This is a genomic window from Nodularia harveyana UHCC-0300, assembly GCF_034931085.1.
Taxonomy (GTDB): domain Bacteria; phylum Cyanobacteriota; class Cyanobacteriia; order Cyanobacteriales; family Nostocaceae; genus Nodularia; species Nodularia harveyana.
In genome coordinates this window covers 1-7,678 of the sequence record NZ_JAYGHG010000056.1, presented here as the reverse complement: position 1 = coordinate 7,678, position 7,678 = coordinate 1, and the positions used below count along the sequence as shown (strand labels likewise).

The following is a 7,678-nucleotide window of genomic DNA, read 5'->3' as shown; positions in this document are numbered from 1 at the left end:
CAAAAACCTAACCCCCCTACCCCCCTTCCCTACAAGGGAATGGGGTTTTCAAAGCCTCTCTCCTTGCAGGGGAGAGGTTTGGAGAGGGGTCAATTTATACATTAAAAACTTTTCAAACATCCTCTTATGTCGCAAACTCATACTCATTGATGCAATTAGCTAATGACCAGAAGATATCACAAAAATTCACCATGCCAACATGAGTAAAATCCATGAGGTGGCAATGTTATTCATGCAAAAACACTGTGAAGGAAAATAATTTTATACGTTTTGATGATCACTAAGTAGAGGATATCTCTCTAGAGGGGAAACACATTATACATCAAATATTTTAGTTGCAATTAGTACACCAGCAGTAGTAGCGCAAAACGTAAAATTTGACAATCTTTAATCCTAAATCTAGTTAGCGTATAGTCATAATCTGTTCGCAAGCAACAAAACTTGATTATGGTTCGAGAGTTAGAAAGAAAACGTCAGAGTGCAGAATTTCCAGAAACCGCCCCAGCTGCGAATCCTGTATTTTTTAGAACCTATAGCCGCCGCACAAAGGCAGGTTTGAGGGAAACATGGGATGAGGTATGCGATCGCACCATCCAAGGCATTATCGAACTAGGGAAGCTCAACCCAGTGGAAATTGCCATCCTAGAGAATATGCAACGCAACCTCAAAGCCCTACCCAGTGGACGCTGGTTGTGGGTAGGTGGTACTGACTGGATCACCAAACCCAAAAACTTTTCCGGGGCTTACAATTGCACCTCCACTAACCTGCAAGACTGGCAAGCCTTCGGGTTAATGATGGATTTAGCCATGATGGGGTGTGGTACTGGAGCCGTTATAGAACCGCAATATATTAATCAATTACCTCCCATCCGCAATTACTTAAATGTGACAGTCAGAGGAGAAATTGGTAGCACATCACCAGAATCCCGACGTGAATACACTCAAACCGAGATAGAAGGTAACAGCGTTACCATCCATGTGGGAGATAGTCGTGAAGGTTGGGTGGAATCCTATAAAAGCTTATTGGAACTTTCCACAGATGAGCGATTTACAGCAGAAGTGCAAATAGTCGTTGATCTCAGTGATGTTCGCCAATCGGGAGAAACTCTCAAGGGCTTTGGCGGCGTGGCTAATCCTGTGAAGTTACCAGGACTTTATCAACGTTGTGCATCCATCCTCAATAAAGCCAGAGGACGACAATTAAATTCAGTGGAATGCTGCTTGTTAATCGATCAGGCTGCTGTGACAATTGTTGCAGGGAATATTAGAAGAAGCGCGGGGATGAGACAGTTCAAGGCAGACGATGAACAAGGCGCAACTGCCAAAGATAACCTTTGGCAACAGGATGAAAATGGCAACTGGCGTATTGATCCTGAGCGTGACGCTTTACGGATGGCCAACCATACAAGAGTCTTTCACCGTAAGCCCACATTAGAAGAATGTGTAGAAGCTGTTCGCAAACAGTATTACAGTGGCGAAGGTGCGATTCAATGGGCTGGTGAAGCAGTTGCTCGATCTAACTGTGATTTGCTACCAACACAAGAGTTAAAAGTTGATTTCTTGAAATCCTATGAACAAGGAACAGCAAAAGAGTGGTTACAAGCACACTATCCTGATTTGGATGCCAAAGAACTAGAACATCGTTTAGCTCGTTACGGTTTAAATCCGTGTATTACTGCTGACACTTGGATTCACACTGAATTAGGTGCGCGACAAGTTAAAGACTTGATAGGCAAACAATTGAGTGTATATGTCAATGGCGAATTATTCAGCACTACAACCGATGGCTTTTGGTTGACAGGAGTCAAGCCTGTATTTAAAGTGATCACTCAAGAAGGCTATGAATTGCGTTTAACAGGCAATCATCAGCTACTGAAAGTAACAGCCCAAACCCAGAAAAAGCAATACACCGAGTGGGTAGAAACTCAAGATTTGCACCCTGGCGATGCTATTTTGGTTCATAACCATCGTGGAGTTCAACCTTGGGAAAGTTTTGGTACTTTTGAGCAGGGTTGGTTGCTAGGGAATCTGATTGGCGATGGTAGCCTTGCTGCAACACAATGGGGTAAAACAGCCTATCTCCGATATTGGGAAGACACCCAAGACGAAATGGGCAAATATGCTGTAACTTTACTCCCTTCGGCTACGCTCAGGGTAAACAAAAATGCTGTTGATTTTTCAGGTTCCACAGAATCGGGATGCTACCATCAACAGCTAAAACATCGAGTCATCAATTCATCAAACTTGGCTCGATTGGCAGCAGATTATGATGTTACCTTAGAGAATAAAATACCCACAGATAAAATTGAGCAAGCCAGCTATGAGTTTTATCGTGGCTTTTTGCGTGGCTTGTTCGATGCTGATGGCAGTGTCCAAGGTAATCAACAAAAAGGTGTTAGTGTCAGACTGGCACAAAGCAATCTTGAAACCTTGAAGAGAGTTCAAAGAATGCTGTCCCGCTTGGGGATTATTTCTACAATTTATCAAGAACGTCGTCCTGAAAGCGATCGCCATCTTCCTGATAGTAATCGTGAACCAGCTTTATATCTCTGTCAGGCACAGCATGAACTGGTGATTGCTAATGATAATATCTCTTCTTTCCAAACAATCGTGGGATTTCAGGAGCCTAAAAAAGCTGCACGCTTAGAAGAATTATGTGGTCAATACAAACGACAGCTAAATCGTGAGCGTTTCTCAGTTAAAATCAAAGATATTGTGCCAGATGGTGTAGAAGCAGTTTATGACTGTACTGTGCCTGGAGTTTCTCGATTTGATGCTAACGGCATTGTGGCACACAATTGTGGCGAAATTATCGGCTCTAATTTCCATTGTGTCAGTGGTGATACTTTACTGATTACTAGAGATGGAATCCACAAAATTGAAGATGTTGTGGGCTGTGAAGTTGAAATTTGGAATGGTGAAAAATGGAGTCAAGTTAAACCATTTCAAACCAGTAGCGATTCTCCCCTGTATCGTGTGCGGTTTGGAGACGGTACATATTTAGATGTGACTGAGTATCACCGTTTCTTTGTTAAAGATAGGTTTGGTAAGACTTACAAAGAAGTACAAACAAAAGATTTGATGGATACTAGCAAATATAGTATTCACACTGAGCCGTTTACAATTCAGTACGATGATGGATTGAGTATTGATGTCAGCTATGCTTACACTCTGGGCGCAGCTGTAGGAGATGGCACAACAGATCAAAATGACAATGCCAAAATTAGGTTATATGGCAAAAAAGCAGCTTTATCTGTTGCAGGAAATAAATCTGCAACCAGAGAATATGACTACTTACCTAGTTTTACAGATGCTACAAACTTAGGTTTTTCTGGGGAATTTCTCAAAAGCCTAAAAACAAATCCAGAAGCCTTAAATGTTATTGCTAGTTGGAATCGTGCGGCAATTTTACATTTTCTGGCTGGTTTAGCTGATACAGATGGCTCAAATACTCACAGCAATGGGATCAGAATTTATATCTCTGACTATGAGCGAGGATACCGAGTTCAGTTACTACTAACTAAGTGTGGTATTCGTTCATCTTTGAATCTTTGCGCTCATCAAGGGGCTGTGACTAACTATGGTGTTAGAAGCAAAGATTTATACTACTTGCAAATAACTGACTGTGGGGAGATTCCTTGTCAGCGATTGGATGTGAGTAAAGGTACAAATGCCAAATACAAAGGTAAATGGCAAGTTGTTAATGGTGTTGAACAATTGCCAGGATTACATAATACTTACTGCTTTAATGAGCCAGAGTATCATAAGGGTGTTTTTGGTAATACACTCACCGGAAACTGTAATTTGGCGGAGATACACTTAAATCAAATTGATCCCCAGAACTTTAAAGAACAAGAGGAGGCTTTCACGGCTGGGGCGTTATCTGTAGCAGCACTTTTAAATCATCAATTTTTAGAACCTCGTTATCAAGAAAGCCGGGAATTAGATCCAATTGTGGGGGTTTCTTTTACAGGTTTATTTGATTTCTTTGTTCATGCTTTTGGTGTGGATTGGCTGCGCTGGTGGGAGTCAGGAAGACCGGAAACTCCCCAAGGATTAGCCTTTAAGCAGGAGGAACAAAAATATTTAACCTTCTGGAAAGATACGGTGCATCGGGTTGTGTGGGAATATTGCGATCGCCATAACATTAAACGTCCCAATCGTTGTACCACAGTCCAACCCAGTGGCACTAAATCCTTATTAACAGGTGCTAGTTCTGGTTGGCATCCCCCCAAAGCCCAAAGATTTCTTCGCCGCATCACTTTCGCTAAAAATGACCCAGTAGCCCTAGCCTGCATTGACTACGGTTACAGCGTTATCCCCTCCCAATCTGACAAAGATGAACAGGGTAACTTGTTAAATGATCCCTTTGACCCCCGCGTTAGCGAATGGCTGGTAGAAATCCCCGTAGCTGTATCTTGGGCTGACTTACCAGGAGCCGATAAAATTGACGTTTCTCAGTTCTCTGTCCTAGCTCAATTTGATTTTGTCCTGCAAGTTCAGCGTTGGTATGTCACTCACAACACATCAGCAACATTAGAATTGCGGTCTGAAGAAGTTGAAGGACTGGGACAGAAGATTTACGAAACCATCCAAAATGACGAAGGCTATATTTCAGCCGCACTTTTAGCCCGGTTTGACGATTTACAATCCTTCCCCCGTTTACCATTTGAACCCATAGACAAACAAACATATCAGCACTTAACTGAAGAAGTGAAAGCGCGACGCAACACAGATGATTTCTGTGCAGTTTTAAGCCGCTATGATTCCGGTGAGTTAACAGAAGCTGGCCCTAGTGGTTGTGACTCTGACAAGTGTATGTTTCCCGACCAAGGGCCAATGTCCTAGAGATAGGAGAAGAAGCAGGGGAGCAGGGAGCAGGGAGCAGGGGGGATTTGGAACTCCCCGGCCTCTTTTCCTCTCCATTTCTTTGTAGAAAACAGATATAGCAACAGCCAAGGTTGTTAGGACATGGCAAAAGCTTAAAACCCAGTCACAGAGAGTCTTTCACTTTTGACTTTTGCTATGCATCCCATCTCTAATTTTCTAGGTTAGGATCAATTCAAATAACAGGAAGCGCTCAAATATGTTCATTGATGAATTGTCACCAATATTTCAACAATTTACTAAACACCCAATTTCATTTACCGGCGGATTGTTCTCCGGTCTGCTGCGGCTCAACCTCCAGGATGACCCCGTGAAAAGCTGGCTGGATAAACAAATCAACTCAACTGGTTCTTCTACCACAACTCATCAGACAGCTAATGGTAAAGCTAGTAGACCTCAGCAAATCTCCATTGATTGAATAAAATTCCTGTGGGGTAGACTTCTTGTCTGCCCTAATTACACAATTAAATCAAGTCCAAATAATACAAAAATACTGATAATACAAAATATATAAGAAACTCTAATTTTATGTTCTTTGAGTTTGTAAAATCACATACTTTGAAAAATGACACAATCAGTTATCATTTGAGCGTATGCGTCAGTTCAGCTCCGTGGCCCCTTTAGTTGCAGAGAAAGCTAGCATAATCAGCACTATCCTACAACATTCGCCATCGGTGATTCAGAGGAAATATTACCATCTTTGCAGTTTGTTGATATCTGTATCCCCAGCTGAACTAATCGCTTTTTGTTAAAAATTACGTGACCCACATGACTATTTACGTTGGAAACCTCTCTTACGACGCTACTGAAGAAGACTTACGCTCTGTATTTGCAGATTACGGCGAAGTTAAAAGAGTAGTATTACCTACTGACCGCGAAACAGGGCGGATGCGTGGCTTTGCATTTGTTGAAATGAATGAAGATGCCCAAGAAGATGCCGCTATTACAGAATTAGACGGTGCAGAATGGATGGGTCGTCAACTAAGAGTCAATAAAGCCAAGCCAAGGGAGGATAACCAACGAAGAAGTTGGACTAAAAAAGAAGATTTTTAATAAAGTATGTTCTTTATTCGACTGGATTGGTTTCTATTTACGCAGATAGATTTATTAATTTAAATTTACAGGGGTAATTTCAGCCCAAGAACCCCAACATCATGAAAATGGGGATTGTTAATAGAAACAACAGAGATATCCCCGGCTAGTGCGGAACAGTCAGAAAATTTCTTGACTAGTCGGGTATTCCTACCAATATCTCAGTACGGGGTGAATGTCAAAATTATACTAGAGAAATTACAGCAAACGTCGTCGCACAATTTCAATTCTTTAGTTTATCTAAAATCATATTTAACTTATCAAAATACCTTTCTAAGATAGAAGCAGCAATCAAAAGTTGCCATTAAGATAACTGACCCATAAGCAGAATGCTAGGGAGTAAAAAAATGACTCAAGCACCAGAATCTTTAGAATTGTCTATGAATGATCCCACAGATAAAAGCTTAGATCGTGATTGTACAACTTTATCGCGTCACGTACTCCAGCAACTGAAAACTTTTTCCGCAGATGCACAGGATTTGAGTGCGATCATGAATCGTATAGCTCTGGCTGGCAAGCTGGTAGCTCGTCGCCTCAGCCGTGCTGGTTTAATGGAAGGTGTTCTGGGATTTTCTGGAGATGTAAATGTGCAAGGAGAATCCGTCAAAAAGATGGATGTCTATGCCAATGATGTATTTATCTCGGTATTTAAGCAAAGTGGCTTAGTCTGTCGCCTTGCTTCCGAAGAAATGGAAGAACCTTACTACATCCCGGAAAACTGCCCCGTTGGCCGCTATACCTTGTTGTATGACCCAATTGACGGCTCATCGAACACTGATACTAACTTGAGTTTGGGTTCTATTTTCTCCATCCGTCAACAACAAGGCGACGATATTGATCACAAAGCTACTGACCTCTTGACCAACGGACGCAAGCAAATCGCCGCCGGCTACATACTATATGGTCCTAGCACAATGCTGGTATATACGATGGGTAATGGCGTTCATTCATTTACTCTTGATCCCAGCTTAGGAGAATTTATCCTTTCGGAAGAAAATATCAAAATTCCTAATCACGGTTCTGTATACAGCGTGAATGAAGGGAATTTTTGGCAGTGGGAAGAATCAATGCGGGAGTATATTCGCTACGTCCATCGGACTGAAGGATACACCGCTCGTTATAGTGGGGCAATGGTCAGTGATATCCATCGAATTTTAGTACAAGGCGGCGTATTTCTCTATCCTGGGACAATTCAGAAACCAGAAGGTAAATTACGGTTACTTTATGAATCTGCACCCCTGGCGATGTTGATTGAAGAAGCTGGTGGTCGTGCGACTACAGGATTAGTAGATATTTTGGATGTCGTACCCAAGAAGCTACATCAACGCACACCTTTAATTATTGGTAGTCGAGAAGATGTCGCCAAGGTGGAGTCTTTTATTCAAAACGGTCACTAACACAGCAGAAAGGTTTCACTAATTTGAAATGGGTGGTTTATTTACCAAAAAACTGGGTCTAAAGCCTCGCCGTTTTACGGCGACTTTTATATGATATAATTTGTTGCGTATAAGTTTTCCACGTAAAATGATTGTCTTAGAGTTCAAAGCCAAAGGGAAAACAAATCAATACACCGCTATTTATGAAGCGATTAGAACCGCTCAATTTGTTCGCAACAAGAGTATCCGTTTTTGGATGGATAACCGAGGAGTAGGACAAAAAGAACTGTATCGCCTCAGCAAAGCACTCAGAAATGAGTTTC

4 protein-coding genes are annotated in these 7,678 nt (G+C 41.8%); all 4 read left to right on the top strand.

What is annotated here, in order from left to right; all coding sequences use genetic code 11:
• The first annotated feature begins 447 nt into the window (after window positions 1-447).
• The 4 genes from nrdJ (at window position 448) to fbp (ending at window position 7,376) form a co-directional block, all read left to right on the top strand.
• Window positions 448-4,848, top strand: a complete 4,401-nt coding sequence (gene nrdJ / locus VB620_RS20485; RefSeq protein ID WP_323198003.1) for a ribonucleoside-triphosphate reductase, adenosylcobalamin-dependent — start codon at window positions 448-450, stop codon at window positions 4,846-4,848.
• 238 nt (window positions 4,849-5,086) lie between these two features.
• A complete protein-coding gene (locus tag VB620_RS20480; protein ID WP_323198002.1) occupies window positions 5,087-5,305 on the top strand; it encodes a hypothetical protein in 219 nt (72 codons plus the stop codon).
• A 350-nt stretch (window positions 5,306-5,655) separates the two neighbouring features.
• Window positions 5,656-5,940, top strand: coding sequence for an RNA recognition motif domain-containing protein (locus VB620_RS20475; protein ID WP_323198001.1), 285 nt, complete (start codon window positions 5,656-5,658; stop codon window positions 5,938-5,940).
• 386 nt (window positions 5,941-6,326) lie between these two features.
• Complete coding sequence (gene fbp, locus VB620_RS20470; RefSeq protein ID WP_323198000.1) at window positions 6,327-7,376, top strand: class 1 fructose-bisphosphatase; 1,050 nt, start codon at window positions 6,327-6,329, stop codon at window positions 7,374-7,376.
• Window positions 7,377-7,678 lie beyond the last annotated feature (302 nt).

Bases quoted from the DNA above. Each gene is read 5' to 3' on its own strand.
- VB620_RS20475 (WP_323198001.1), top strand. From the start codon at position 5,656: ATGACTATTTACGTTGGAAACCTCTCTTACGACGCTACTGAAGAAGAC.
- fbp (WP_323198000.1), top strand. From the start codon at position 6,327: ATGACTCAAGCACCAGAATCTTTAGAATTGTCTATGAATGATCCCACA.
- VB620_RS20480 (WP_323198002.1), top strand. From the start codon at position 5,087: ATGTTCATTGATGAATTGTCACCAATATTTCAACAATTTACTAAACAC.
- nrdJ (WP_323198003.1), top strand. From the start codon at position 448: ATGGTTCGAGAGTTAGAAAGAAAACGTCAGAGTGCAGAATTTCCAGAA.